This is a genomic window from Alteromonas sp. ABV2_168 (assembly GCF_056161165.1).
Genome location: NZ_JBSWYQ010000003.1, coordinates 88,997 through 114,703 on the forward strand (window position 1 = coordinate 88,997; position 25,707 = coordinate 114,703).

Here is a 25,707-nt window from a genome sequence, read left to right on the forward strand (position 1 = left end):
ATTCTGGCACGAATAATTTCTTCGCTCAAAATGCAACAACTGTCTACACTACGAAGTAGCAAGAAATAAAGTCTAACGGGTTATGCAATGGGATATGAGTAGTATGCCTCAGGTAAATGACACGCGCGGTAATCAATCTGTACACATACTCATGCAAGAGCTGGGAAGTGTACTGTGCCTGGACTGCTCTTTGCACACTCTGCTGGATAAATACATTGAGCTGCTGGTCAATCATTTTGAGGCCCGCTGCGGCTTCTATACACCTTTCTGGTTCGAAGAACTTTCTCTGGTTTCCTCATTGCGGGTATTCAAAGAAGAAGCCTGGTCCGGCGATGATGCTGAACTTGATGCGTTGTGTGAGCGGGCGAGAAAGCGATACGCGGCTTATCCTGATGACACATTTCTTTACGACGGAGATGACGACCCTTTTATTTGTTTGCGGCTTGCTGACAATGGTCACCCGGAAATGTGGTTGATCATCGTGCTTGAAAAGCCATTGAGTGATGAGGCATTGAATGCTTTTGTGCCCCTGGTTAGCTGGTTTCAGAATGGAATGGTGCAATGCCGGCGCAAAACCACGCTGGACAGTACGCAAACCCGCATTGATGAAATGACCCGGGGAATGGCAGAAACCATGGCTCAGCTTGTACAGGCTGAGAAAATGTCGGAGTTAGGCAAACTCACTGCAGGTATCGCTCACGAAATTAATAATCCCATCGGTTACATCCGCTCTAACCTTGAAACCCTTGTGCAGTATGTGGAAACGTTTGAAGAACTGTTTGCAGAAATCGCACAGTGGGCGAAAACTAAACCTGGTTGCTCAGAGATGTTGCAGGAACTGGAAGCCAAATACGATTTGTCATTTTTATTAGAAGATGCCCATGAGATCGTAGCAACTAATGTCAGTGGTATTGATCGTATTCGCGACATAGTCAGTGATTTATATGCGTTTTCCAGGAAGGGCGAAGGTAAGATGATGCCGTTGTCTTTACAGGATGTTATACAGCGGTGCGTGAAGCTCACTAAAACCCGTTTCGATAATCATCATCAGATTCAGGTCGATGTTCACACAGACACCCCTTACTGTGTGGGGGATGCTTCACAGCTTGAGCAGGTGATGATTAATATGATGATAAACGCAGCGCATGCTATGCCAGCTGGAGGCGTGTTATCACTAGACTTAAGCAGTACGGAAAACCGTCTTATTCTGAAAGTGAAAGATACTGGCGTCGGCATGGATAAGGTCACTCAGCAGAAAATTTTCTCGCCATTTTTCACTACCAAGCCCACCGGAGTGGGAACGGGGCTGGGGTTGTCGATTTCTCACGGAATTTTACAGGCGCATAACGCCACTGTGTCGGTGGAAAGCGCAATCAACGAGGGGACTGAATTTACCCTGTCGTTTCCCCTCTACCGCGAATCGTCAGATTGATTCGGGTTCGGCCTGATTTTCTGATTCACCCACGTCCAGCCGGCCAGCTTTAATCGTGATTTCAAACATCTTGCCGTGGTCATCTTCGAACTGACATAGTTTGGCAATCGTTGACTCGGTAAATACATGCCCTTCCGGCAAAATCAGAATATGACTGTCGTTGTACAGGTTGGCCGCCAGTACCATGCCGGGGGTAAGCTCGTTGGCAGTAAACGTGTTGTCTATGTGCTTAGGCAATCCGATTTCCTGTGATTCCAGCAGGATATCCAGATACGTTGCGTCATAACGTGTGTTGCGGTGTTTCTTAAGTTCCTGCTTGGCTTCGTTCGGTGTCATGTGTTTTTCGGTCAGGCGTCCGGTGATTAACCGCCAGTAGTCGCGACTTATCGATAAAATTCGGGCACCGTCAGGGATCTCTTTCGCCACCTTGTGATACAAACCGGAACCGTTCCAGTGTTCAAACTGTAATTCGATAATGTCAGAAATCGGTTGCAGATGCTGGGCAGGTGCCAGGATAGTGGCCGCCTGTTTTGTTTGCGACAGAAAATTCTTTTGTTGCTCGTAGTTCAGCTTGTTAAACGGAGGCGCATAATCCGCCGGTGTCAGACCGAGACATCCCAGTTCACAAATTAAGCTGGCATAACGGATCAGTTTAATTTCCTCTGCGGGTAATCCGGCACGCTCTGCTAAAAGGGTCGCAAGCTCACTGACTTCAATGGCAAACTTGCCATCTATATCAGGGTTGATGCTGATCACATTGAATAACACCTGCTCAAGTGCCAGATTGTGTTTCTCAATGCGCTGAAGCGCCAGTTTGATTTGCTTAGTCCGCTTAATCACCGTTTGTTCTAGATTGGCGTTAATGTCCTTAAGCTTTTTATTCTGCAGTCTTGTCAGTTTTTGCAGTCGGGCATTTTCGTCTTTTAATTTAACCCGCTCGAGCCCTTCTTCCAGGGTATTCATTAATTCCTGATTGTCCCAGGGTTTCTGAAGATAACGGTGGATTTTGCCCTGGTTAACGGCCTTTATGGTTGAATCAATGTCTGCGAAACCGGTGAGGACGACACGGAATGTGTCGGGATATAATTTGGCAACCTGTTCTAGCAATTCTGCGCCTGACATATGCGGCATCTTCATGTCAGATACCACAACGTGAACTGTGTGGCTTTCCAGTAACTCAAGGGCTTTCTTGCCGCTCTCTGCCAGCAACATGTTTATATTCATTTTGAACAGGGCACGCTTCAGCGCCCGAAGAATATTCGGCTCATCATCGACAAACAGAATCGTGTACTTCTTTTCCTCTTGAGTGGGCGTCTGCTCGCTCATGTATTCTCCTGTGAACCACGCTTGCTGCTGCCGGCTTTAGCAGTCTGATTCCGGCTCCTGCTCATCTTCCGGGCCGGTCGTCGGCAGACTTAATGTGAAGGTGCTGCCTACGCCTTCTTTACTGGCGACTTTCAATTCGCCGCCATGTTCTTCGGCAATGCCAAATGAAATCGATAAACCCAGTCCGGTACCTTGCCCCTCAGGCTTGGTGGTGAAAAACGGATGAAACAATTTATCGAGGTGCTCCTGTTTAATTCCGGAGCCGGAATCAGTCACGCTGATATGAACATAGTCCCCTTCATGCCATGACTTAACAATAATTTGCCCTTGTTTGCCGGTAGATTCAATCGCCTGACCAGCATTTATTAACAGGTTAGTAAAGATTTGAGTAATTTTCCCTACATTTATATACACCTTTGGTATATCTTCGAGACGCAATTCCTGCTGACAAATATATTTCAGTTTGTTATTTACCATACTCAATGTGGTACGCATGCACTGGTTAATATCAAACCACTGCCGGTCGTCAGAGTCTATACGGGAGAATAACCGCAGCCCGCGCACAATTTCACTGACACGCTCCAACCCTTCGGCAGATTCATCTACCAGCGCCAGAATATCTTCGCTGATAAATTCGATATCGTGTTCTTCAATGGCACTGGCCAGTTTCGATTTAATCGTGTCCTGCTCAGTATTTTCCGGACTTGCCAGCTTAAGAACCTGCGTCATCACTTCCTGGTAAGCATGAACGTAATCAGCCAGAGTGGACAAGTTACTGGAAACAAAACCTACCGGATTATTAATCTCGTGTGCAACGCCGGCGGCAAGCTGACCGACTGAGGCCATCTTTTCTGCTTGTAACAGTTGTCGCTGAGCATCGCGGAGATCTTTTTGCAGGCTGTCTATCAACCTGTCTTTTTGCTCCAGTTCCAGCTGCAGTTGATCTGCGCTTTTGCCATTTTCATGTTGTGTCATGTTAGCCCGCACTGCGAAAGGTAAAGAATAAGCCCGGTGGCGAAGCCGGATATCCTGTCGGAACGTCATTACGCGTCAGGGCAGGGGAGAGTAAATGTAATGCATCACAGATATGTGGTGCTTTTATCGGGTATTTTACTTCTTTAACTACTGCCATGCTTTGCCCGGATTTTTGCCATCCATCATAAAAATAGCCGGGTATTTCCGATTTATGTAGTTTTGCCGTGTAAATCGCAGAAAAATCAGGTGTTGTGAGTTCTGTCACCGGTGTATCGTCATGCTCAGATGCCAGACAGGCACATGTCATCACGACAAACAGTACCGCACTTAACACCGGGGGATGCAAAAATACAGAACGCTTCACCATTGACAGACTCCTCAGGCAAACAGGGCTTACACCGTCATAAATTTATCTAACAGTTCTGTCAGATCATGATTAGAAAAAGGCTTGGACAGTACCGCGTCAGCGCCAAGATCCAGTGCCCGTTCAAGGCTGTTGTCGTCGAGGGCAGAAATGACAATGATTTTCAGGCGCTTGTATCTTGCCTGCTCGCGGGTAAATTGAATAACACTGTAGCCGTCCATACCCGGCATGCTTAAATCCAGTGTCATCAGTCTCGGATTGTGCTGGCTGAGCATGACACCTGCCTGAAAGCCGCCGGTGGCAATCATAGTGTCGTAGCCCGCACGCCTCGCTACGCGCTGGATTGACTTTGCTACAGGCAATTCGTCGTCTACAATCAAAATGCCAGGTGTTGCTTCTCCCTGCAATTGTGAGGGAACCGGCATATTGTGATGTTCGAGAAATTCAATAAAGTCGTCTACCAGTACACGGTTGTTACCCCGGCCGGGTAACTTAAAACCCTTGAGTTTTCCGCTTTCAATCCAGCGGATGACGGTTCGGAGATTCACATCGCAGTAAGATGCGATTTCGCCAGACGTTAACGTCTTCATAAAGTATTGCTCCGCAAGATGCTCAAATAATGACCTTTGTATTTATAGCACTGAAAATTTAAAGTGACAATAAAGACTAAAGTATAGTAAATGACATTTGTGACAATTGAAGTGTTTGTTTGATTTTTAAGTTTCTGAAAATAAAGGTGTTTATATTTTCTGGATTAGAGAAAATTTACTTTTGTGTAATTATTATACCAATTTATAAGTGTGTACTTATACAAGATACGGTAAAAAGGAATGGTATCGTATAATTACAGGTAAAAGCGGCACTGTCACGTGCCTGCGTTTTGCTTTTAACACACGAGTACATGCGATGCGTGTACTCCGGGTCTCCGGCCCCCGGTAATGAGGTATTTCATGTCTGGTTCTAATGCTGCTGTAACGAGGTTGAACAAACTGGAGCTGCTGATTGTTGATGATGAACCTGCGGTGCTGAGTTCAATCAAACGGGCTGTCCGTCCCTCAGGTTATGTCGTTCATACGGCTCAAAACGGCAAGGAAGCCATGAAGGTACTGGCGAACAATAATATCGCCGTGGTACTTACAGATCACAGGATGCCGGGCATGACCGGTGCGGAGCTGCTGAAATATATTAATCAGTTTTATCCGCAAACCATCACGCTGATGCTGAGCGGAGAAAGCAATTTTGATATGGCGGTGGGCTTGCTGAATAACGGACTGGCGAATAAATATCTTACCAAGCCATGGAATGCAGGGCAGCTCATCAATGAAATTGACCAGGCATTTGAGTATTTTAAAGGACGCCGGAATCATGGCTGGCAACGACGCATCGCAGAACTTACCCGTCAGGTAGATGATGCCGGTGAGCCTCAGATAGCGCCTAATGTGGTCAACATTGATGCCAACGCTGCGCTTATCGCGGTGAAGCTGGTGAATATGGATGATGTTTCCTACAGTCATGGTGAAGATACTATGGCCGCGCTGGTCAGTGAGGTAGGGCAGCTCATTGAAGATGCTGTTGACGGTAACTGTCGTGTACGTTGTGATGAATTCGGGTTGTTCTCCTTTCAGATGCGTGAAACCAATGAAGAAGAACTTGAGTCCTGGTGTGCCATGTTGCGCCGGAAACTGCAGCGCACATACAGTATTGATAAACGGGCAGTGTATTGCCAGGTGGGCGTTGGCTTCCGTGTACTCGGGAAATCGCCGGTAGATTACAACACACTGATAAAGAACCTTGAGCTCACCATTTTACGGGAAATGCACTCCAGCCACGTATCCAATCTCGACGATGGCACCATAGAGCGTTATCAGCGTCAGCAATTTATTCGCGCTGATGTGCAAAATGGTCTAGACAATAATCAGTTCAAACTGGCTTTTCAGCCCAAAGTAACATTGAAAAACGGGTTGGTGGAAGGTGCTGAAGTGTTGCTGCGCTGGCAGCATCATCATCTTGGCTGGGTGCCGCCTGCAGAGTTTGTCCGTCTGGCTGAACTCGACGGTCAGATTGAAGCCATTGGCGAGTGGGTGTTGCGCCAGAGTGTACGTAGTGCCTCTGAGTTGATGCGTTTCAGCCCTGATATCAAGCGTATTTCCATGAACGTGTCGGCCAAACAGCTGCAAAACCACCGGATCGTCCAAATCTTAAAAGACGAAATTGAGCGCTATTCGGTGGACCCTGCATGCCTGGAGCTGGAAATTACAGAAACCGCTATTGCTACCAACTGTGATTACGTGAATGGCCTGCTCTGGCAATTAAAGTTGCTGGGAGTCAAAATCGCCATCGATGATTTTGGTGCCGGTTTTACTTCTATGTCGTACCTCGCGAAACTGCCTGTGGACGTACTGAAGTTAGACAAATCGCTGGTGGACAACATCGATTACGAGGTCAATAAGCGGGAACTGGTGAAAAGCCTCATTGAAACCTGCCAGCGTCTGAATATCGGGACCATCGCCGAAGGAGTTGAAACTGAGCAGGTGCTCCGGATCCTGCAAACTATCGGGTGCGACCAGGTGCAGGGCTTTTATTTCAGCAAGGCAGTACCGAGAAATGAGCTGGAAAAAGTAGTGATTACCCAACCATTTGTGTCAATGATGTAACTGCGCTTGTTTTTGTGTTGTGTGATCCCAACATCTGAGTAAATGTTATTAAGTGAAGCAGGCAGTCTGTGCGGTTGCCTGCTGTGACACTTAGCCACCATAATCAAAGTCACATGACATCAGATAACAAGCGAGATCATTATGACTACCCCTGCTATTGAGCAAGTTGACGGGCTGCCGCTTTTTTCCGGTATCGTTCCGCAAGATATTAAGCCAGCGATTGAAAAAGCCATCGAACATTGTAAAGCCACCATCGACGAAGTGGTGGAAAGTAACGATTTTAGCTATGCCAACGTGGTGGCAAAAATTGAAGAGGCTGATGACCGCCTGGGGAAAATGTGGTCACCGGTCTCCCACATGAACTCTGTGGTCAGCAGTGATGAACTGCGGGAAGCCCACGATGCCTGTTTGCCTTTGTTGTCTGAATACGGCACTTGGGTTGGTCAGCACGAAGGCCTGTTTAATGCCTATAAATCTCTTAAAGAAAGTGACGAATTTGCCGGCCTCGATGAACAGCGTAAGAAGCTGATTGATAATACCATCCGTGACTTTACCTTATCCGGTGTCGCCCTGCCGCCTGAAGAGAAAAAACGCTTCGCTGCCATTCAGGCCCGCTTAAGCGAGCTGTCTTCTACGTTCAGTAACAATGTGATGGACGCCACCATGGGCTGGTCGAAACATGTTACCGATGAGTCAGAACTGGCGGGCTTACCTGAATCCGCACTTGCTGCGGCAGAGCAGGCAGCCCATCAGAAAGATCTGCAGGGCTGGTTGTTCACACTGGATATACCCTCTTACCTGCCTGTCATGATGTATGCCGACAATGCTGCCCTGCGGGAAGAAATGTACCGCGCCTATACGACCCGTGCGTCAGAGCAGGGGCCAAATGGTGGCCAGTGGGATAACACAGCCATCATTCAGGAGACTCTGTCCCTGCGTACTGAAATTGCAAAACTGCTCGGGTTCAGCAGCTATGCGGAGCGGTCTCTGGCAACAAAAATGGCCCAATCTACCGATCAGGTAACAGGATTTCTGGAAGATCTCGCGGCAAAATCACGTCCGCAGGCACAGGAAGAACTGGAGGAAGTCAAAGCGTTTGCTGAATCCGGTTTCGGAATTACGTCACTGAACGCCTGGGATTTACCTTACTACAGTGAAAAACTGAAGCAGGAAAAATACACCATTTCTGATGAAATGCTGCGTCCTTATTTCCCCGAAGACAAAGTGTTGCATGGGCTGTTCCGCGTTGTGCATCAGCTCTATGGTTTGACGATTGTTGAGCAGCCGGGAATCGATGTATGGCACGACGATGTACGCTACTTCACGATTACTGATGACGCGGATGTGATGAGGGGCAGTTTCTACCTTGATTTATATGCACGTGCTAAAAAGCGTGGCGGCGCATGGATGGATGAATGTCGTGTACGCCGCTACAGAGTGGATGGTGAGCTGCAATTACCGGTCGCGTATCTGACCTGTAATTTTAATGGCCCTGTGGGCGGCAAGCCGGCATTGTTCACCCATGACGAAGTGGTTACCTTGTTCCACGAGTTTGGTCACGGCATACATCATATGCTGACTAAAATGTCTGTTGCCGGCGTTTCCGGTATCAATGGCGTGCCCTGGGATGCCGTAGAGCTGCCAAGTCAGTTCCTTGAAAACTGGTGCTGGGAAGAAGAGGCGTTAACCTTTATTTCCGGTCACTATGAAACCGGCGAGCCGTTACCCGATGAACTATTGGATAAAATGCTGGCAGCCAGAGATTACCACTCTGCCATGCAGATGGTGCGTCAGCTGGAATTCAGTTTATTTGATTTCAAAATCCATCAACAGGATGGTGCGAATGTGGATGTTCAGGGAGTACTCGACAGCGTGCGCGGGCAGGTTGCCGTGGTTACACCGCCTTCATTCAATCGTTTCCAGCACAGCTTTGGCCATATATTTGCCGGCGGCTACGCAGCAGGTTATTACAGCTACAAGTGGGCTGAAGTGCTGTCTGCTGACGCGTTCAGCAAATTCGAAGAAGACGGTATATTCAACCGTGATACAGGCAAAGCGTTTTTAGAAAACATCCTTGAGATGGGCGGCAGTAAAGAGCCCATGGAACTTTTCGTTGCGTTCCGGGGCCGTGAGCCTCAGGTAGATGCATTGCTTCGCCACTCGGGGATCAGAACCTGATGGCTGCCGAACCGTTTTCAGAAATTCAAAAACGGGCGGCACAGAGAAAGGGCGGCGCTGCCGCCCTTTCTCATTTAGTCAGTCAGCCTTTATCAGCAAAAGATGTAGCAGCCATTCCTGATGACCGTTTCTTAGCGGCAATGACAAAGAAAGTGTTTCAGTCCGGGTTTGTATGGCGGGTTATTGAAGCCAAATGGCCGGATTTTGAAACCGTTTTCTTTGGCTTTGATATTGAGAAAGTGTTGCTTATGCCCGATGAAATGCTTGAGCAGAAAGCCACTGACAAACGCATCGTGCGCAATTACAAAAAGGTCATGACTGTGCGTGACAACGCTATGATGATTCAGGACATCAAACATCATCATAATAGTTTCGGTGAATTTGTTGCTGGGTTCGGCCCTGAACGTATCACTGAACTCTGGTTGTATCTGAAAAAGCACGGTGCCCGTCTGGGCGGCAATACGGGACCTTATACTTTACGTGCGCTGGGCGTTGATACTTTTTTGTTTTCCCGTGATGTGGAAGACTACCTGCGCAAGCACGAAATCATCGACGGTTCACTGACCAGCCAGAAGTCGTTGAAAGCTGCAAACGCCTGTTTTGCCCAATGGCAGCAGGAAAGCGGGTTGTCGCTGCAGGAAATCAGCCAGACATTGTCACTAAGCTGGGGCCCCAACGGAAATTAATGTTCACCGTCAGGAGAACACTGCAAAGTTTGATCTAAATAAGCGTAGCGGCGGCAAACCACTGTCGTTCGTTACCGCTTTTGGGTACACTTCTTCATACTGAAATTTAAAGACAGGACAGCCATGAGCGATAATACGGCGAGCCGGGCAGATACCGCTGCGGAAACATCCACAACCCATTTTGGCTATAAACAGGTCGATAAAACACAGAAGGCATCTTTAGTTGCCAATGTTTTCGATTCTGTGGCAGCTAAATACGACGTGATGAATGATTTAATGTCGTTAGGCATTCACCGTTTGTGGAAGCGCCACGCCATTGACTGTTCAGGCGTCCGCACAGGGCATAAAGTGCTGGATATCGCCGGCGGTACCGGTGATTTGACAGCAAAGTTTTCACGACTTGTAGGCCCTGCAGGTCAGGTCACTCTGGCAGATATTAACCTGTCCATGCTGAAAGTTGGCCGTGACAAATTACGTGACCGGGGTCTGGTTAACAATATCGATTATGTGCAGGCCGACGCCGAAGCATTGCCGTTTCCTGATAACACCTTTGATGTGGTGACCATGGCATTCGGTTTACGTAACGTGACTGAAAAACAGAACGCCCTGAATTCTATCTACCGCGTATTAAAACCGGGGGGCCGGTTACTGGTGCTTGAGTTTTCTAAGCCCACCACTGAGCAGCTCAGTAAACTGTACGATATGTATTCTTTTCACATTCTTCCTAAAATGGGTCAGCTTGTGGCCAATGATGCTGAGAGCTATCAGTATCTGGCAGAAAGTATCCGCATGCATCCGGATCAGGAGACATTGAAGGGCATGTTTGAACAGGCGGGTTTCGAACAGTGTGACTATCAGAATCTGACCGGCGGCATCGTGGCGTTACACCGGGGATTCAAGTTTTAATGCCTGCCATTGCACTGGTTACGGCCGCTGTTGAAACGGCTCTTAACCGCTTGCTTGCGCTGGATAAGCATGCTGCAGAACGTTTAAAGCCTCTGAACGGTAAGCGGCTTACCATATTCGTTACCGGCACGCCGGTAGCGTTGTCGCTGGTGTTCTCCCATCGCATCGACGTGCTTGGTGAAAACGGTACATTTGAGGATGTGGTCGCGCAACTGGATAAGCATACCTGCTGCGTCCGGGCCGGATTGGATGTGTTACCGGAGCTGAAGCAAAGCAGCAAAATTACCAGCCTTATTCAGGCCGGCAAATTGTCGGTTGAGGGCGAACTTAATATTGCCCAGCAGGCCAGTGCTTTGTTTCAGCAACTGAACATCGACTGGGAGGAAATCGCCTCAGGGTACGTGGGTGATGTGACGGCACATTCGGCGTTTGCGTTATTAACGAAAGCCCGGCAATCTGCCACGCAATTTTTAAACAATGCGAAAGCCGGCCTCAGTAATGCTCTGACCGAAGAGAAAGATATCGCTGTGCCCCGTATAGCGGTTACCTGGTATGCTGACCAGGTCTCGGAACTCAGAGACGATGTGGCCCGTTTTGAAGCCCGGCTGTCAAAACTGGAACAAAACCCTCCTTCTAACGGATAAAGCCTGAACCGGATTTTTTCATGCGTATTGGTCGTCTGTATTTCATCAATAAAATTCTGCTGCAACATGGTCTTGATGAGCTAATTCCATCCCGCTGGTTACCCTGGTATGCCCGCCTGGCGCGGAAACTGATTTTCTGGATCAGCAACGAACATAAAGATAAATCTGCCGGCGAACGGATAACCCTGGCGTTGCAGGCGCTGGGGCCGGTTTTTATCAAGTTCGGTCAGATGTTATCTACACGGCGGGATTTACTGCCACCGGCAATCGCCAATGAGCTGGCCAGGCTACAGGATAAAGTGGCGCCCTTTTCCAGCGACGCCGCCACAGCTATCGTGCTGAAAAGTCTGAATATACCTAAGCTGAACCTGGTGTTCAGCCAGTTCGATGAGCAACCTCTTGCATCAGCTTCTATTGCCCAGGTTCATGCCGCGGTATTAAAAGAGAATGGTCAGCATGTGGTGGTAAAAGTATTGCGACCGGGGATCCGCAAAACTATCGACGCAGATATGGAACTGCTGTATACCCTGGCCGGCGTACTGCAGAAGTGGTTGCCTGATGGCAAGCGCTTGCGTCCGGTGGAGGTTGTTACCGAGTACCAGAAAACCCTTGTGGATGAACTGGATCTGATGCGTGAGTCGGCGAACGGCATACAGCTGCGCAGAAATTTTGAAGGCTCACAGAGCCTCTACGTTCCTGAGATGTACGGTGATTATTGCCGTCATGACGTGCTTGTCATGGAGCGTATATACGGTATTCCTATTTCCAATATTGAAGCCCTGCTGGCGCAAAATACCAATATGAAAAAGCTGGCAGAACGTGGTGTTGAAGTGTTTTTCACCCAGGTGTTCCGTGACAGCTTCTTCCATGCTGACATGCACCCCGGAAACATTTTTGTCTCTGCAGAGCACCCCGAAAATCCGCAGTATATTGCCATCGATTTTGGCATTGTGGGTACGCTTAACAGAGAAGATAAGCGTTACCTGGCGGAAAACTTTATTGCCTTTTTTAACCGGGATTACCGCAAGGTGGCGCAACTTCATGCCGATTCCGGCTGGGTACCTGCCGATACTAATATCGATGAATTTGAAATGGCAATCCGGACGGTGTGCGAGCCTATTTTCCAGAAGCCGCTGGCAGAGATTTCTTTCGGCAACGTTCTGCTTCAGCTGTTTAATACGGCCAGGCGTTTCAATATGGTGGTGCAGCCTCAGCTTGTTTTGCTGCAAAAAACATTACTTTATATCGAAGGGTTAGGGCGGCAACTCTATCCGCAACTGGATTTGTGGCAAACGGCAAAACCGTTTCTCGAAAACTGGATGAAAGAACAGGTTGGTGTCCGTGCCATGTTATCCAAGGTAAAAGATAACCTGCCTTTCTGGTCCGAGAAATTGCCGGAGATGCCTGATCTGCTCTATGACAGCTTAAGGCAGGTAAAAACCATGCCTGTGCAAATAGCCAGAAATCATCAGGAGCTGGCACGTTTGCAGCTGGAAACAGCCAAGGCCAATCATTGGGTGGTGGTCGGGTCCACGTTTATCATTGTGGCGGCCATTCTGCCTGTATATGTTCACCACTGGTCATTCGCTGCACTGAGCGGTGTAGTGGGGTTGGGTTGCTGGATTCAGGGCTGGCGTCATAGTCACCCCAAGTCTTCGTAAGTAAGGGAATCTGACACTCCGGTTACGAAATTGTGATAATTTTCTGTTAGCGGTGAATTTTTGTATCATTTTTCCCGCCAACTGTTATAGTGGTTTTAGGCTGTTTTAGCCTAAGGTCTTTTTAAGACGAGATTATTTTTGTTTCTACCATGATGTTTTGAACGCTCTGGTTACACCTGTAATTGTTGTAAGTTGTTTGTCCATCCCATGTAAGACCCAAATATCCCGTTGCAATGAGGCCACGAGTAAAGCGCCTTTGGCGCAGTTTTATTGAAAGTTTTGAGGTCTACATGTCTAAAGTTACAGGCACCGTTAAATGGTTTAACGCAGATAAAGGTTATGGATTCCTGACTCAGGATAGCGGCGACAAAGATGTATTCGTACATTTCCGTGCTATCGTTTCTGAAGGGTACAAAACCCTGAACGAAGGTCAGCGAGTTGAGTTTGAAGTTGAGCAAGGTCAAAAAGGCCTTCAAGCTGCCAACGTCAACGCTATCTGATTTCAAAAAAACGGTGACATCTGTCACCGTTTTTTATTTCCCCCACCGTTTATCATCGGCGATTGTCATCGCGTCTTAATTGCAGTTGCAATTTTCTCTCTTTCCGCTTTTATTGAATTGTTACACTTAGTTATTAGCATCACCGGCAAGGTTACATTATGTTACTGTTTGAACCGTTGTTATTTGCTTTTATTCTGTGTATCACGCTTATGGACAACCGCGTGGTTTAACATACCGGTATTCTTTTCAAGGAGCATTCATGTCGTATCCGTTTAAGCGACTTTTTCTTTTATTCATTTTAGGCACAACGTTATCCGCAGTTGCGCATGCTCAACAAAATGTAGTGGCTACTTTGCTGGGTAAACCAGTGACAGAGCGCTCTGTATCGCCCACAGAGAAGCAGCTCAATGCACTGGCTAAAACTATGAATGTGTCCCGAGAAATGGCCGTAGCGCAATTTCAGCAGGCCAGACTCACCGAAATCATTGTGGATGGTGTGTTAAAGGATTATGCTGAATCTAAAGGTATCGAACCGGACGCTGAACTGGTGGCACGTTTCGTTGAAGTGTTTAAAGACAGTCTGGATACCGCTACCCCTCCGCCAGAACCCGAGACGGAAGAAGATAAAGAGCTGGCATCAGCATTTACTCCGCCACCAAAACGTAGTGTGCAGGAGATTGCTTCAGAACAGGTTAAACACTGGCAAGTTGAAAAGGCGATGTTCGAGGAGTTTGGCGGTGCAGTTGTCTTTCGCTCCAACACCCCTCAATATCCGGTAGGCGCCTACAACAAATTATTGAAAAAGTACGAGAAAGAAGGAAAGCTGACAATCAATGCAGCAGAATTCTCCGGGGTTTTCTGGCGTAGCTTCGCTCCCCCTTATACTGCAGAAATTGATCCTCAGTATGTGGATTTCAGCCATCCATGGTGGTATTGAAATCGTCATCAGATTACAGCACGGTGATTAAATGCACGTGCTTGAGTCTTTCAGTTTTATCCGGCACGTTTGCGGGGAAACAGACCCGTCCAGAACACGCCTTCTAACACGAAGCCAAGTACAACAAAAAGAAATGCACCGGTTTGATGTCCTGCGCTGTATGCAGTAAGTGCTGCAATCAGCAAGAGGAAAAGCCCCAGACATCTGAAAATCACTTTCATTTTATTCCCTGCAACGGTTAATTGTTGAACTTTCAATATAGCAGAGTGTAGCAGGGATCTGTATACCCCGGCAGGTTTAGTTGTAAGGCTTATGCAGTACTAATCCAATTTCTATATCCGGGCATAAAGAAAGGGCCCGCAGGCCCTTTCTTCAGAGTAATCTATAAAAGATTAAACACGTTCGAAGACGGTAGCAATACCCTGACCTAAGCCAATGCACATGGTGGCGAGGCCCAGAGTTTTATCTTTCGCTTCCATCAGGTTCAGCAAGGTGGTGCTGATACGTGAGCCTGAACAACCCAGCGGGTGACCAAGTGCGATGGCACCGCCGTTCAGGTTGACGTGGTCATCGTATTTTTCCAGCCAGCCCAGTTGTTTGATACACGACAATGCCTGTGCAGCGAAAGCTTCGTTGAACTCGGCAATTTCAATGTCATCCATACTCAGACCCGCCCGTTGCAGCGCCTTTTTAGTGGCTGGTACAGGGCCGTAACCCATGATTGCAGCGTCACAACCTGCCACCGCCATTGAGCGGATTTTTGCCCGTGGCGTTAAGCCCAGTGCTTTCGCTTTGTCAGCTGACATAACGAGCATGGCTGATGCACCGTCTGATATTGCAGAGGCGGTACCGGCGGTGACTGTACCGTTTACCGGATCAAATACGGGGCGTAAGCCGGATAAGGTTTCGACGGTCGTTTCGGGACGAATGACTTCGTCATAATCAACCATTGTCAGCACGCCGTCTGCATCATGGCCCTCAACGGGTACAATTTCATTTGCCCAACGACCTTCAAGGTGGGCCTGATGAGCCAGCTGGTGCGAGCGGGCGCCGAAGGCATCCTGCATCTCACGGCTAATGCCGTTTTGACGACCGAGCAGCTCGGCAGTCATACCCATATTCCCCGATGCTTTGGCGGTATATTTAGCAAGAGCAGGGTGGAAATCGACGTTGAAGGTCATGGGAACGTGACCCATGTGTTCAACGCCGCCTATCATGTATACATCACCGCGACCGCTCATAATACCGCTGGTGGCATCATGCAGGGCCTGCATAGAAGATCCGCACAAACGGTTCACCGTCACTGCCGCTGTGGAGCGGGGAACGTCAGTCAGCAACTGCGCATTTCGGGCAACGTTAAAACCCTGCTCTTTCGTTTGCTGCACACAACCCCAGATAATATCTTCAATCTCAGCAGGATCGAGGTTCGGGTTTCTTTTCAGTAATGCGGTCATCAGGTGGGCAGATAAAGTCTCTGCACGGACATTTCTGAATACGCCACCTTTGGAACGGCCCATAGGTGTGCGAATCGCATCAACAATTACTACATCTTTCATATTCTTCTCCCTGGTTCCGTTACGCGAAATAAGACTTACCGTCAGCGGCCATCTGGCGCACGCCGTCGGAAATCTGATAGATCGGACCTAAGTGGGCATACTTGTCTGCCAGAGCAACAAACTGCTCAAGGCCCAGTGTTTCGATATAACGGAAAATTCCGCCACGGAAAGGAGGGAATCCCAGTCCGTAAAGCAGCGCCATATCGGCTTCTGCAGCACTGGCAACAATGCCTTCTTCCAGACAACGGATAGCCTCGTTTGCCATAGGAATCATCAGGCGGGCAATGATTTCTTCTTTATCAAAGGCTTTTGTTTCAGCAGTGTTTGCGTTGATCAGGCTGTAAGCCTCTTCTGCGGCTTCTTTACTGGGACGTCCCCGTTTGTCAGTACCGAAGTTATAAAAGCCTTTGCCGTTTTTCTGACCCAGGCGTTTCGCTTCGTAAAGCAAAGTGACCGGATCATTCTCAAGTTTCGCCATGCGCTCCGGAATACCTTCAGCCATAACGCCCGCAGCGTGATCAGCCGTATCCATACCTACCACATCCAGCAGGTAAGCAGGCCCCATTGGCCAGCCGAAGTCTTTCTCCATGACCTTATCAACCGCAACGAAATCGGCACCGTCTAGTACCAGTTTGCTGAAGCCGGCAAAGTAAGGGAACAACACACGGTTCACTAAAAAGCCGGGGCAATCATTGACCACAATGGGGGTTTTGCCCATTTTCAGCGTGGTAGCAACGACGGCATTAATTGTGTCGTCAGTGGTTTTCTCACCACGGATGATCTCTACCAGCGGCATGCGATGTACGGGGTTAAAGAAATGCATGCCACAGAAGCGCTCTGGTTTGTCGAGGTTTTCAGCCAGCTGGTTAATGGAAATGGTGGATGTGTTTGAACATATAATGGCGTCATCTGCCACCACACCTTCCACTTCTTTCAGTACGATGCCTTTTACTTTCGGATTTTCGACAACCGCTTCAATGACAACGTCTGCATCTTTCAGCGTGCTGTATTCGAGAGTCGGGGTAATGGCATTTAACGTGGCTGCCATTTTCTTCGCGTCGACTTTGCCGCGCTCCATGCCTTTATTCAGAATTTTGGCGGCTTCACTCAAGCCTAAATCAAGCGCCGGAGTGTTGATGTCTTTCATCACTACCGGTAAGCCTTTGGATGCGCTCTGATAAGCGATTCCACCGCCCATGATGCCGGCGCCGAGAACCGCATTAAGTTTGACTTCTTTGGTGGCGGCTTTGGCCATTTTTTTGCCTTTGCCTTTCACCAGCTGGTCAGCCAGGAAAATACCGATTTGAGCTTGTGCCGCGTCGGTTTTAGCCAGTTTAACAAAGCCCTGGTTTTCCAGTTTCAACGCGCCGTCGCGATCCAGGCCGGCTGCATTTTTAACGGTCTCTACCATCATGTGGGGAGCCGGATAATGTTTACCTGCTTTGGCCGCTACGAATGCCTGCGCCGTGGAAAAACTCATCATTGCTTCATTTTGATTCAGTTTTAACGGTGCTTTTTTATTTGCACGGCGGGTTTCCCAGTCCAGCTTGCCGGCAGCGGCATTGCTTACCATTGTGGTAGCTGCATCAAGAAGCTTCTCCGGTGCCACGACTGCGTCTACCGCACCTTCATCAAGTGCTTGCTGGCCTTTTCTGTCTTTGCCGGTGGTCATCCATTCCAGAGCATTATCGGACCCAATCAGGCGGGGGAGGCGAACGGTACCACCAAAGCCTGGCATCAGGCCCAGTTTGACTTCCGGCAGGCCAATAGAAGCGGTAGTGTCAACAACGCGGAAATCACAAGCCAGTGCCATCTCACAGCCACCGCCCAGCGCGAAGCCATTTACCGCTGCGATGGTGGGGAAGGGAAGATCTTCAAAGCGATCGAATACCTGTGATGTTTTAGCTACCCACGCAAGCACTTCTTCTTCCGGTTGCTCAAACATAGCCGTAAATTCGGTGATATCAGCACCCACGATGAAAGCCGGTTTGCCACTTCTTACTACTGCACCTTTAATGCCACCATGAGCAGCCATAGCCGCAGTGGCTTCATCCAGTTCAGCTACCGTCTGGCGGTCAAATTTGTTGACTGAACCTTGTGCATCAAAAACCAGTTCAGCAATACCATCATCTGACAACGTAACGGTCAGACTCTTGCCTTCGTATATCATTCTCGTCTCCTTCGGCAATGGCGAGGATGTCAGAAATGAGGAACCGGAACTGCAAGCCGGTGTCTTACTCTGACGTGTTAGGGTGGCTTGATTGTGACAATGCCACGGAAAATTTCAATAAAAATTCAAACAAGTGTTTACATTTTTTTCCTAAATGGCGATTGAACAGCAAAAAATCAAGCTCGAATTCACATCACAAGGTTGTATAATGGTAAGGAAATCGGGTGTTCGCCAGCGCTATTTTAAATTTTCGGGTTGTTTTGTTTTTTACCCCTTATTTTCTGGTAACGCCCCTGTCATTCACTCGTTTTTGGATGGATGGTTTTGAATGCAAGTATCTTCGGCCGCTTCCGTGAAGCGCATTCCGGTGTCTTTTCTTGTTGCCAGTTTCTGGCTGGGTGTGATGAGTGTTGCAGGTATTGTGCAAGCTCAGCCAACGCCTTCTTCTCCCGAATCAGAGTTAAAGCGGGCACAGTTTACTGAGCTCGAAAAACAGCTTGGCCGCGCCAGCCGGAAAAAAGTGGCTGCGCTGGAAGACGATGTTGCCGCATTAAAAGACTATCCCCTTTATCCTTATCTTTTGCGGCAGCAAATCGATCAGCGGATGGACATAGCTCACCGTGAAGACATAGAGTCTTTCCTGCTGAATTATCACAACCAGCCTTTTACCTATGGCTTACGTGGCCGCTGGCTCCGTTACCTGGCTACTCATGGTGAAAAGAAAGCGTTTCTTGCTAATTATCGCGATGGCATGGGGGCAACCATTACGTGTCAATATCTGCAATATCAGTTGGAAGACGCGGGCCAGCCTGAATACTGGTTAGAAAAAGTTGAGCCCATCTGGCTGGCAGGCCGTTCACAACCGGACGAATGTGACCCTGTATTCAAAAAATGGCAGCAGGCCGGCATGATGACCGGTGACATGGTGTTAGGTCGAATTGAGAAAGCGGCGTTGTCCGGTAACCCGAAGCTTATTCCTTACCTGAAGCGTAAGCTTCCTGCAAAAGAACAATATCTGGCTGATTTATGGCAGCGTATCCGTACTTCATCATCACTGGTACTGAAGAAGTCTCAGTTTCCGCTGAAGAATAAAGAAACAGAAGGAAAAATTCTTGCTTACGGTATGGAAAAGCTTGCCTGGCGGGATGCCGGTGATGCAATTAAAGCCTGGTACCTCTGGCAGCCGGCGGATGTGTTAACGCATCAGCAGCAACTGGATGTGACCAGGGCAATTGCTCTGAGTCTTGCCATTGACGACAAACCGGAAGCAGATGAATGGTTAAAGCGGGCTGATGTCAGTGGTGCTGCAGATGACGTAAAACGCTGGCATATGTCTTACTTGTTGCGTCATGAAAAATGGCAGGACGTGCTGGATCTAATCGCGGCAGCACCGGAATATGTGCAGCAGGATGAAGCCTATCGTTACTGGCAGGCCCGCAGTCTCGAGGCGATGGGGTTACAGGAGCAGGCTGGTATCCGTTATCGTGAACTGGCTCAGGAACGGAACTATTACGGTTTTATGGCCAGTGCCAGAGTTAATGAGAAACCTTCGCTGAAACACATCTCTACGCCCCGCAGTGACGAAAATATGCAGATGATTGCTGAGCGTCCGGCGGCAAAGCGGGCGCAGGAATTTCTCGCTCTTGGCCGCTTAATTGATGCCAGACGTGAGTGGCGTTATCTGGTGAACTCACTGGATACTTCGCAAGTGAAGGACGCGGCCTTACTGGCCAGCGAGTGGGGTTGGTTCGACCAGGCAATCATCAGTTTTACTCAAAGCGGCTTTCTGGATGACGTGGAGAAGCGCTTCCCTATGGCCTATGCCGAACAGTTTGATGATGTCGGACGGGCCTACGATATCCAGCCTGCATTTGCCATGGCAATTGCCCGCCGGGAAAGCTCGTTTATGGTCGATGCTGTGTCTCCTGCCGGTGCCCGCGGCCTGATGCAGTTAATGCCGGGCACTGCGGGATACATTGCCGAAAAAAGAGTATCCACAGATGAATTGTTTGATGCAGGTCAGAATGTTCAGTTTGGTGTGCAGTACCTGCGTTATCTGATGGACAAAATGGGCGATAATCCGGTACTGGTTTCGGCGTCATATAATGCCGGGTGGCGGCGGGTTATGGAATGGTTACCTGCCGGCAAAAACGTAGAAACGGATATCTGGATTGAAACGATTCCATATAAAGAAACCCGCAGTTACGTAAAAGCGGTGATGGCATACCGTTATATTTACGAACATCAGCTGGGTGAGTCTTCAGGGCTGTTTGAGCAACTGGCAAAATCTGCTATTCCGCCGGCTACCGGCCTTTCTTCTCCCGGAGGAAGGGCAGGCGGCACTTACGCACCCAAATAAGGCCGGTGGCATACCGCCGGTCTTTTACAAATTAAAACAATTAACGACAGAATATATGAGGGTTTATGACCACACTTACCGCGTCCTACCGCGCACATATTGAGACACTTCAGTCCCGTACCAGAGAAGCTTTGCAGCGGGAAGGTCTGGACGGGCTGGTTATTCATGCGGGACAAAGTAAACGGCTTTTCCTCGATGACAATGATTATCCGTTTAAGGTGAATCCTCATTTCAAAGCCTGGGTGCCTGTTGTAGATAACCCGCATTGCTGGCTGGTTGTGAACGGTACCGATAAACCGAAACTCATTTTTTACCGTCCTGTGGATTTCTGGCACAAAGTACCTCCTGAACCGGATGACTTCTGGACGGCTGAGTTCGATATCGTCCTGCTAAAGCAGGCTGACGCTGTTGAAAAACATTTGCCTTACGATAAGCAGAAATATGCCTATGTAGGTGAGTATATTGAAGTGGCCAGCGCATTGGGATTCCACATTGTTAATCCGGACCGGGCGTTAAATTACCTGCACTTTCAGCGGGCGTATAAAACTGATTACGAGATGCTGTGTATGCGCAAAGCCAATAAACTGGCTGTGCAGGGGCACCGTGCTGCCCGCGAAGCATTTATGGCAGGTGAAAGTGAGTTTGCCATTAAGCAGGCTTACAACAGCGCGGCGGGTCAGGGAGACAACGACTTACCTTACACGAGTATTATTGCGCTCAACGAGCATGCATCTATTCTGCATTACATGCATTGTGACAATGCAGCGCCGGATACGTCACGCTCGTTTCTCATTGATGCCGGTGCCTCTTTTCATGGTTATGCCGCCGATATTACGCGGACGTACAGCCACTCAGATCCTCTGTTCGCTGAGCTAATCGCACATGTTGATAAAGTTACGGTGACATTAGGCAATGCACTTAAACCCGGTGTTGCTTATACCGACATTCATATTCTTGCCCACGATGGCATTGCACAAATTCTTCATGATGTGGGACTGGTCAATCTTAAGCCTCAGGAAATTGTTGAAAAACAAATCACCAGTACTTTCTTTCCTCACGGTATAGGCCACTTCCTTGGCTTACAGGTACATGATGTAGGCGGGCTGGTAGCTGATGACCGCGGTACGCCAAAACCGGCACCAGAAGAGCATCCATTCCTGCGTTGTACCCGCGTGGTGGAAGCCCGTCAGATCTTCACTATCGAGCCCGGGTTATATTTCATCGACACGCTGCTGTCCAATTTGAAAGCCAGCGATAACTCTAAGTACATTAACTGGGATATTGTTGACCGGTACCGGCCTTTCGGCGGGATCCGTATTGAAGACAATATCATTGTACACCGGGACAGAAATGAGAATATGACCCGTGATTTGGGTTTGAATTAAGGAGTCAGATCTGTGGTGGATCACAACCTGATCAGCGTGATCTTTATTGCGCTGATTGCCGGATTAGCTATGCCAGCCGGAGCGTTACTGGCCAGGAATGACCGCATTCAGCCTGAGTGGCTGGAGCAGGAAATTCGCCACGGCATCATGGCGCTCGGGGCGGGAGCACTACTTTCAGCTGTAGCACTCGTTCTGGTGCCTGAGGGCATCACTGCGCATACACCTCTGACTGCCACTTTGTGTTTTACCGCAGGCGCTCTGGTATTCATGAGTCTGGATATCTATCTGGCCAGACAGAACACTCCGGCCAGTCAGTTAGCGGCAATGTTAAGTGATTTTGTACCTGAATCTCTGGCGTTGGGAACGACTGCAGCATCCGGAGGTGGAACCCTGTTACTTGGTTTGCTGATTGCTATTCAGAACCTGCCGGAGGGCTTTAATGCTTACCGCGAAATGACAGGCGGAAATTTAAAGTATCAGAATAAACTGATTTGGAAGTTTGCTGCAATGGCGTTGCTGGGGCCGGTGATGGCCGTCGCCGGATTTTACTGGCTGGCTGATTATCCCACAGTCATTGGTGGCATAATGTTGTTTGCCGCCGGAGGGATCCTTTATTCTGTCTTTCAGGATATGGCACCGCAAATTTACGTGGAAAAACAATGGCTGCCACCCATGGGGGCTATTGCAGGTTTCTTGATGGGTATGATCGGATTTATGGTTGAGAATTAGGCCCGCAACATCGGGCCTGAGAAGTCTTATTTAGTTCGTTCTACAGCGATATGCGCTAATGCAATCAGCGCCTGTTTGTAGTCAGATTCCGGCACTGGAGCCAATGCGGCTATGGCTTTCTGCGTTTCTTCATCCGCGCAGCGTTTGGTATATTCCAGCGCACCGGTTTCACTCATAATATTGACTATTCGTGACAGGTGAGGCAGGCCATTTGCTTTCTCAATGGCTTCTCTGATCAGTTGTTTATCCGCTTCATCTTCAGCGTGCCACATGGCATACAACAGGGGCAGGGTAGGCTTACCTTCTGCAAGATCATCGCCGGTGTTCTTACCCATTTCGTCTTTATCAGCCGCATAATCGAGAATGTCGTCAGCTAACTGAAAAGCGGTGCCCAGGTGTTTACCGTAATCCTGCATGGCTTTTTCAATGTGCTCAGGCTGCCCCGTCAGCACAGCGGCAAGCTGTGTTGCTGCTTCAAATAAGCGGGCAGTTTTGCCGTAAATTACGTCAAAATAGCGGGCTTCTGTGGTGTCCGGGTCATTACAGTTCATTAACTGCAATACTTCACCTTCGGCAATACGGTTGGTTGCGTCAGATAAAATCTCCATGACACGCATACTTTGCAGATCGACCATCATCTGGAATGAACGGGAGTAAAGAAAATCGCCCACCAGTACGCTTGCCTGATTACCAAATATTGCATTCGCCGTTTGTTGACCCCGGCGTAATGTGGATTCATCAACCACATCATCATGAAGCAAAGTGGATGTGTGGATAAATTCAATGATCGCGGCCAGCGTGTGATGCTGATCTGTTGTGATCCCCATTGATCTCGCTGCCAGAACAGACAACAACGGGCGCAGCCTTTTTCCGCCACTGTTGACGATGTAAAAGCCTAACTGATTGATTAGAGCAACTTCTGAGTCGACTTGCTGCTGTATAAGCGCATTTACCGCTTTCATGTCCGCAGCTGTCAGCTCGCGGATCGCATTTATGTCCATGGGCATGTCGTGGGTATGTTTTACTGATTTCATTCTGAGCGCTGATTGTACCTGAATCTGAAAGGGTATCCACCCGCATGGTTTAAAAAACTGAAATGAATGAAAAAATAATCCCTTAGCAGCATTTCCCTGAAGGGGAAAATGCAGGTAAAATGCGGGCTTTTAGTAGTTCTGGCAGCGAATTGAGCCGAAGCGCGAAAAATAATCAAATTTTGTGTTTTTCGGGGTTGAGATCTCAGGATGTTTCACGTACAATTCGCGCCCTGTTTTTTGAATTGAAGCGTCAATGAGACGCAGAGCGGAGTAGAATATGTACGCGGTTTTCCAAAGTGGCGGTAAACAGCACCGTGTGGCTGAAGGCCAGACCGTTCGTCTAGAGAAGATCGAAGTCGCGCCGGGCGAGACTGTTGAATTCGATAACGTATTAATGGTTAGCAACGGTGACGACGTTAAGATCGGCACCCCTTTAGTTGCTGGTGGCAAAATTACTGCTGAAGTAGTTCAGCACGGACGTGGCGATAAAATCAAAATCGTTAAGTTCCGTCGTCGTAAACATCACCGTAAACAAGCGGGTCACCGTCAGTGGTTCACAGAAGTGAAAATCACTGGTATCAACGCATAATAGGAGCACGAACACATGGCACACAAAAAAGCTGGTGGTAGTACCAAAAACGGTCGTGATTCAGAAAGTAAACGCCTTGGTGTTAAGCGCTTTGGCGGCGAATCTGTGCTTGCTGGTAACATCATCGTAAGACAACGTGGAACTCGTTTCCACGCTGGCGACAACGTAGGTATCGGTAAAGATCACACGTTGTTTGCTCTGAAAGACGGTAAAGTTCAATTTGACGTTAAAGGCAAGAACAACCGTAAATTCGTGAGCATCATCGGCGAGTAATCGCGGATTGACGTTACGCCGAACAGGCTTAAAAAACCCCGCGTAAGCGGGGTTTTTTGTTTTTAGTAACAAGATTTTTTCCGGGGTCCGCAGCCCTTCACCAGATTGGCGATGTAGTGATTGTCACAATGGTGTAAACTTAGCTTTCAAATACGGTAGTCGACAACGACTCGGAGTGACTAATGAAATTTGTTGATGAAGCTGAAATTCGTGTTGAAGCCGGCGACGGTGGTAACGGCACGGTTGGCTTTAGACGTGAAAAATATATCCCGAAAGGTGGTCCTGACGGCGGTGATGGTGGTGATGGCGGTTCTGTTTATCTGCAGGCCGATGAGAACCTGAACACCCTCATTGATTATCGCTTCGAGCGTTTCCACCGTGCTGAGCGTGGTCAGAATGGCCAGGGCGGAAACTGTACCGGCCGTGCAGGTGAAGATCTTACGGTAATGGTACCGGTTGGTACCCGTGCGACAGATGTGGAAACGGCAGAAGTGCTGGGCGATCTGACTAAGCACGGCCAGCGCCTGAAAGTCGCGCAGGGCGGTTTTCACGGTTTAGGTAATGCCCGCTTTAAAAGTAGCGTAAACCGTGCACCCAGACAGAAAACAAACGGTACGCCAGGTGAAATCCGCAATCTGAAGCTGGAGCTCATGCTGCTTGCCGATGTGGGCCTGCTCGGTATGCCGAATGCCGGTAAATCTACCTTCATCCGCTCTGTGTCTGCTGCTAAACCTAAAGTCGCCGATTACCCCTTTACCACACTGGTACCTAACCTGGGGGTTGTCAGACAGGATTCACAACGTAGTTTCGTTATTGCTGATATTCCCGGACTCATCGAGGGCGCGGCCGACGGTGCCGGTCTGGGTATCCGCTTCCTGAAGCACTTAGAGCGCTGCCGCGTATTGTTACACATGGTTGATCTGTTGCCGGCAGATCAGAGCGATCCCGCGGAAAACGCGAAGAAGATCATAGAAGAACTTGAAAAGTACAGTCCTAAGCTGGCAGCCAAGCCACGCTGGTTAGTGTTCAACAAAGTTGATCTGCTTCTCGAGGAAGAAGTGGAAGCGTTGTGTGAATCAATTAAAGAAAAGCTGGACTGGGATGGTCCTGTTTATCAAATTTCTGCTTTCCAGAAAATGAACACACAACAGCTTTGCCACGAAATCATGAATTACATTGAAACACTGCCTGCCGGCATCGACGAAGACGATGAGAAAGAGACGGTAGAGTTTAAGTGGGATAGTTACGATCGCGAGACCATGCAGGGCGATCTGGATGACGATCTCGATGACGATGATGACTGGGATGAAGACGACTACGACGTTGAAGTAGAATACCGTCGCTGATAT

General features: G+C 48.7%; 23 protein-coding genes. 15 read left to right on the top strand and 8 right to left on the bottom strand.

The genetic code is table 11. The features are described from left to right. Positions 1 to 94 precede the first annotated feature (94 nt). Positions 95 to 1,432 carry a sensor histidine kinase gene (locus ACXAH4_RS05970; protein WP_474845233.1) on the top strand — a complete coding sequence of 446 codons (1,338 nt, stop codon included), beginning with the start codon at positions 95 to 97 and terminating at the stop codon, positions 1,430 to 1,432. Here ACXAH4_RS05970 and nosR read toward each other — a convergent pair. The 4 genes from nosR to ACXAH4_RS05990 are packed head-to-tail and all read right to left on the bottom strand — an operon-like array spanning position 1,424 to position 4,687. Further along, positions 1,424 to 2,758 (bottom strand): response regulator c-di-GMP phosphodiesterase, NosR family, encoded by a 1,335-nt coding sequence (nosR, locus tag ACXAH4_RS05975; RefSeq protein WP_474845231.1) that lies wholly within the window; start codon positions 2,756 to 2,758, stop codon positions 1,424 to 1,426. The two genes, ACXAH4_RS05970 and nosR, sit on opposite strands and share 9 nt — an antisense overlap. A gap of 36 nt (positions 2,759 to 2,794) precedes the next feature. Beyond that, positions 2,795 to 3,733, bottom strand: coding sequence for a sensor histidine kinase (locus ACXAH4_RS05980; RefSeq protein WP_303573862.1), 939 nt, complete (start codon positions 3,731 to 3,733; stop codon positions 2,795 to 2,797). A 1-nt stretch (position 3,734) separates the two neighbouring features. Further along, positions 3,735 to 4,100 carry a hypothetical protein gene (locus ACXAH4_RS05985; protein WP_474845229.1) on the bottom strand — a complete coding sequence of 122 codons (366 nt, stop codon included), beginning with the start codon at positions 4,098 to 4,100 and terminating at the stop codon, positions 3,735 to 3,737. Between the two features lie 26 nt (positions 4,101 to 4,126). Beyond that, positions 4,127 to 4,687, bottom strand: coding sequence for a response regulator (locus ACXAH4_RS05990; RefSeq protein WP_119499978.1), 561 nt, complete (start codon positions 4,685 to 4,687; stop codon positions 4,127 to 4,129). A 360-nt stretch (positions 4,688 to 5,047) separates the two neighbouring features. Between ACXAH4_RS05990 and ACXAH4_RS05995 the strand changes: the two genes are divergently transcribed. The 8 genes from ACXAH4_RS05995 (at position 5,048) to ACXAH4_RS06030 (ending at position 14,263) form a co-directional block, all read left to right on the top strand. Continuing rightward, the gene (locus ACXAH4_RS05995) at positions 5,048 to 6,751 is read left to right on the top strand and encodes a two-component system response regulator (protein ID WP_474845226.1); all 1,704 of its coding nucleotides are present in this window, start codon (positions 5,048 to 5,050) and stop codon (positions 6,749 to 6,751) included. Positions 6,752 to 6,892: 141 nt separating this feature from the next. Next, entirely contained in the window at positions 6,893 to 8,929 is a 2,037-nt protein-coding gene (gene prlC / locus ACXAH4_RS06000) for an oligopeptidase A (RefSeq protein ID WP_474845224.1), read from the top strand. Then, the gene (locus ACXAH4_RS06005; protein WP_474845222.1) at positions 8,929 to 9,615 is read left to right on the top strand and encodes a DNA-3-methyladenine glycosylase I; all 687 of its coding nucleotides are present in this window, start codon (positions 8,929 to 8,931) and stop codon (positions 9,613 to 9,615) included. The genes prlC and ACXAH4_RS06005 overlap by 1 nt, the downstream gene beginning before the upstream one ends. Positions 9,616 to 9,738: 123 nt before the next feature. Continuing rightward, entirely contained in the window at positions 9,739 to 10,521 is a 783-nt protein-coding gene (gene ubiE, locus ACXAH4_RS06010) for a bifunctional demethylmenaquinone methyltransferase/2-methoxy-6-polyprenyl-1,4-benzoquinol methylase UbiE (RefSeq protein WP_474845220.1), read from the top strand. Continuing rightward, entirely contained in the window at positions 10,521 to 11,165 is a 645-nt protein-coding gene (locus ACXAH4_RS06015) for a ubiquinone biosynthesis accessory factor UbiJ (RefSeq protein ID WP_474845218.1), read from the top strand. Before ubiE ends, ACXAH4_RS06015 begins: the two co-directional genes overlap by 1 nt. 20 nt (positions 11,166 to 11,185) lie before the next feature. Beyond that, complete coding sequence (ubiB, locus tag ACXAH4_RS06020) at positions 11,186 to 12,826, top strand: ubiquinone biosynthesis regulatory protein kinase UbiB (RefSeq protein WP_474845216.1); 1,641 nt, start codon at positions 11,186 to 11,188, stop codon at positions 12,824 to 12,826. 290 nt (positions 12,827 to 13,116) lie between these two features. Then, a complete protein-coding gene (cspE, locus tag ACXAH4_RS06025) occupies positions 13,117 to 13,326 on the top strand; it encodes a transcription antiterminator/RNA stability regulator CspE (protein ID WP_108568737.1) in 210 nt (69 codons plus the stop codon). Between the two features lie 259 nt (positions 13,327 to 13,585). Next, complete coding sequence (locus ACXAH4_RS06030; protein ID WP_474845214.1) at positions 13,586 to 14,263, top strand: hypothetical protein; 678 nt, start codon at positions 13,586 to 13,588, stop codon at positions 14,261 to 14,263. Between the two features lie 56 nt (positions 14,264 to 14,319). Here ACXAH4_RS06030 and ACXAH4_RS06035 read toward each other — a convergent pair whose 3' ends face one another. From ACXAH4_RS06035 to fadB, 3 genes are all read right to left on the bottom strand, one after another. Beyond that, the gene (locus ACXAH4_RS06035; RefSeq protein WP_181013645.1) at positions 14,320 to 14,484 is read right to left on the bottom strand and encodes a hypothetical protein; all 165 of its coding nucleotides are present in this window, start codon (positions 14,482 to 14,484) and stop codon (positions 14,320 to 14,322) included. Positions 14,485 to 14,655: 171 nt separating this feature from the next. Further along, positions 14,656 to 15,819 carry an acetyl-CoA C-acyltransferase FadA gene (fadA, locus tag ACXAH4_RS06040; RefSeq protein ID WP_119499987.1) on the bottom strand — a complete coding sequence of 388 codons (1,164 nt, stop codon included), beginning with the start codon at positions 15,817 to 15,819 and terminating at the stop codon, positions 14,656 to 14,658. Between the two features lie 19 nt (positions 15,820 to 15,838). After that, a complete protein-coding gene (gene fadB / locus ACXAH4_RS06045) occupies positions 15,839 to 17,989 on the bottom strand; it encodes a fatty acid oxidation complex subunit alpha FadB (RefSeq protein WP_474845211.1) in 2,151 nt (716 codons plus the stop codon). A gap of 328 nt (positions 17,990 to 18,317) precedes the next feature. Here fadB and ACXAH4_RS06050 point away from each other — a divergent pair, with 328 nt between their 5' ends. The 3 genes from ACXAH4_RS06050 (at position 18,318) to ACXAH4_RS06060 (ending at position 22,462) form a co-directional block, all read left to right on the top strand. Further along, positions 18,318 to 20,348, top strand: a complete 2,031-nt coding sequence (locus ACXAH4_RS06050) for a transglycosylase SLT domain-containing protein (RefSeq protein WP_474845209.1) — start codon at positions 18,318 to 18,320, stop codon at positions 20,346 to 20,348. Between the two features lie 65 nt (positions 20,349 to 20,413). Further along, positions 20,414 to 21,733 carry a Xaa-Pro dipeptidase gene (gene pepQ / locus ACXAH4_RS06055; RefSeq protein WP_474845207.1) on the top strand — a complete coding sequence of 440 codons (1,320 nt, stop codon included), beginning with the start codon at positions 20,414 to 20,416 and terminating at the stop codon, positions 21,731 to 21,733. 69 nt (positions 21,734 to 21,802) lie between these two features. Beyond that, positions 21,803 to 22,462 (top strand): ZIP family metal transporter, encoded by a 660-nt coding sequence (locus tag ACXAH4_RS06060; protein WP_474845370.1) that lies wholly within the window; start codon positions 21,803 to 21,805, stop codon positions 22,460 to 22,462. 26 nt (positions 22,463 to 22,488) lie between these two features. Here ACXAH4_RS06060 and ispB read toward each other — a convergent pair whose 3' ends face one another. Then, entirely contained in the window at positions 22,489 to 23,463 is a 975-nt protein-coding gene (gene ispB, locus ACXAH4_RS06065) for an octaprenyl diphosphate synthase (protein WP_349584550.1), read from the bottom strand. A 310-nt stretch (positions 23,464 to 23,773) separates the two neighbouring features. Here ispB and rplU point away from each other — a divergent pair, with 310 nt between their 5' ends. The 3 genes from rplU (at position 23,774) to cgtA (ending at position 25,704) form a co-directional block, all read left to right on the top strand. Further along, a complete protein-coding gene (gene rplU / locus ACXAH4_RS06070; RefSeq protein WP_119499992.1) occupies positions 23,774 to 24,085 on the top strand; it encodes a 50S ribosomal protein L21 in 312 nt (103 codons plus the stop codon). Positions 24,086 to 24,100: 15 nt separating this feature from the next. Beyond that, positions 24,101 to 24,358 (top strand): 50S ribosomal protein L27, encoded by a 258-nt coding sequence (rpmA, locus tag ACXAH4_RS06075; RefSeq protein WP_070125553.1) that lies wholly within the window; start codon positions 24,101 to 24,103, stop codon positions 24,356 to 24,358. A gap of 182 nt (positions 24,359 to 24,540) precedes the next feature. Next, complete coding sequence (gene cgtA, locus ACXAH4_RS06080) at positions 24,541 to 25,704, top strand: Obg family GTPase CgtA (RefSeq protein WP_474845204.1); 1,164 nt, start codon at positions 24,541 to 24,543, stop codon at positions 25,702 to 25,704. Positions 25,705 to 25,707: the final 3 nt, after the last annotated feature.

Bases quoted from the DNA above. Each gene is read 5' to 3' on its own strand.
- ACXAH4_RS05990 (WP_119499978.1), bottom strand. From the start codon at position 4,687: ATGAAGACGTTAACGTCTGGCGAAATCGCATCTTACTGCGATGTGAAT.
- ACXAH4_RS06050 (WP_474845209.1), top strand. From the start codon at position 18,318: ATGCAAGTATCTTCGGCCGCTTCCGTGAAGCGCATTCCGGTGTCTTTT.
- ACXAH4_RS06005 (WP_474845222.1), top strand. From the start codon at position 8,929: ATGGCTGCCGAACCGTTTTCAGAAATTCAAAAACGGGCGGCACAGAGA.
- ubiE (WP_474845220.1), top strand. From the start codon at position 9,739: ATGAGCGATAATACGGCGAGCCGGGCAGATACCGCTGCGGAAACATCC.
- ACXAH4_RS06015 (WP_474845218.1), top strand. From the start codon at position 10,521: ATGCCTGCCATTGCACTGGTTACGGCCGCTGTTGAAACGGCTCTTAAC.
- ACXAH4_RS06035 (WP_181013645.1), bottom strand. From the start codon at position 14,484: ATGAAAGTGATTTTCAGATGTCTGGGGCTTTTCCTCTTGCTGATTGCA.
- cgtA (WP_474845204.1), top strand. From the start codon at position 24,541: ATGAAATTTGTTGATGAAGCTGAAATTCGTGTTGAAGCCGGCGACGGT.
- ACXAH4_RS06030 (WP_474845214.1), top strand. From the start codon at position 13,586: ATGTCGTATCCGTTTAAGCGACTTTTTCTTTTATTCATTTTAGGCACA.
- fadB (WP_474845211.1), bottom strand. From the start codon at position 17,989: ATGATATACGAAGGCAAGAGTCTGACCGTTACGTTGTCAGATGATGGT.
- ACXAH4_RS06060 (WP_474845370.1), top strand. From the start codon at position 21,803: ATGCCAGCCGGAGCGTTACTGGCCAGGAATGACCGCATTCAGCCTGAG.
- ACXAH4_RS05985 (WP_474845229.1), bottom strand. From the start codon at position 4,100: ATGGTGAAGCGTTCTGTATTTTTGCATCCCCCGGTGTTAAGTGCGGTA.
- prlC (WP_474845224.1), top strand. From the start codon at position 6,893: ATGACTACCCCTGCTATTGAGCAAGTTGACGGGCTGCCGCTTTTTTCC.
- ubiB (WP_474845216.1), top strand. From the start codon at position 11,186: ATGCGTATTGGTCGTCTGTATTTCATCAATAAAATTCTGCTGCAACAT.
- cspE (WP_108568737.1), top strand. From the start codon at position 13,117: ATGTCTAAAGTTACAGGCACCGTTAAATGGTTTAACGCAGATAAAGGT.
- ACXAH4_RS05970 (WP_474845233.1), top strand. From the start codon at position 95: ATGAGTAGTATGCCTCAGGTAAATGACACGCGCGGTAATCAATCTGTA.
- nosR (WP_474845231.1), bottom strand. From the start codon at position 2,758: ATGAGCGAGCAGACGCCCACTCAAGAGGAAAAGAAGTACACGATTCTG.
- rpmA (WP_070125553.1), top strand. From the start codon at position 24,101: ATGGCACACAAAAAAGCTGGTGGTAGTACCAAAAACGGTCGTGATTCA.
- ACXAH4_RS05980 (WP_303573862.1), bottom strand. From the start codon at position 3,733: ATGACACAACATGAAAATGGCAAAAGCGCAGATCAACTGCAGCTGGAA.
- fadA (WP_119499987.1), bottom strand. From the start codon at position 15,819: ATGAAAGATGTAGTAATTGTTGATGCGATTCGCACACCTATGGGCCGT.
- ACXAH4_RS05995 (WP_474845226.1), top strand. From the start codon at position 5,048: ATGTCTGGTTCTAATGCTGCTGTAACGAGGTTGAACAAACTGGAGCTG.
- ispB (WP_349584550.1), bottom strand. From the start codon at position 23,463: ATGGACATAAATGCGATCCGCGAGCTGACAGCTGCGGACATGAAAGCG.
- pepQ (WP_474845207.1), top strand. From the start codon at position 20,414: ATGACCACACTTACCGCGTCCTACCGCGCACATATTGAGACACTTCAG.
- rplU (WP_119499992.1), top strand. From the start codon at position 23,774: ATGTACGCGGTTTTCCAAAGTGGCGGTAAACAGCACCGTGTGGCTGAA.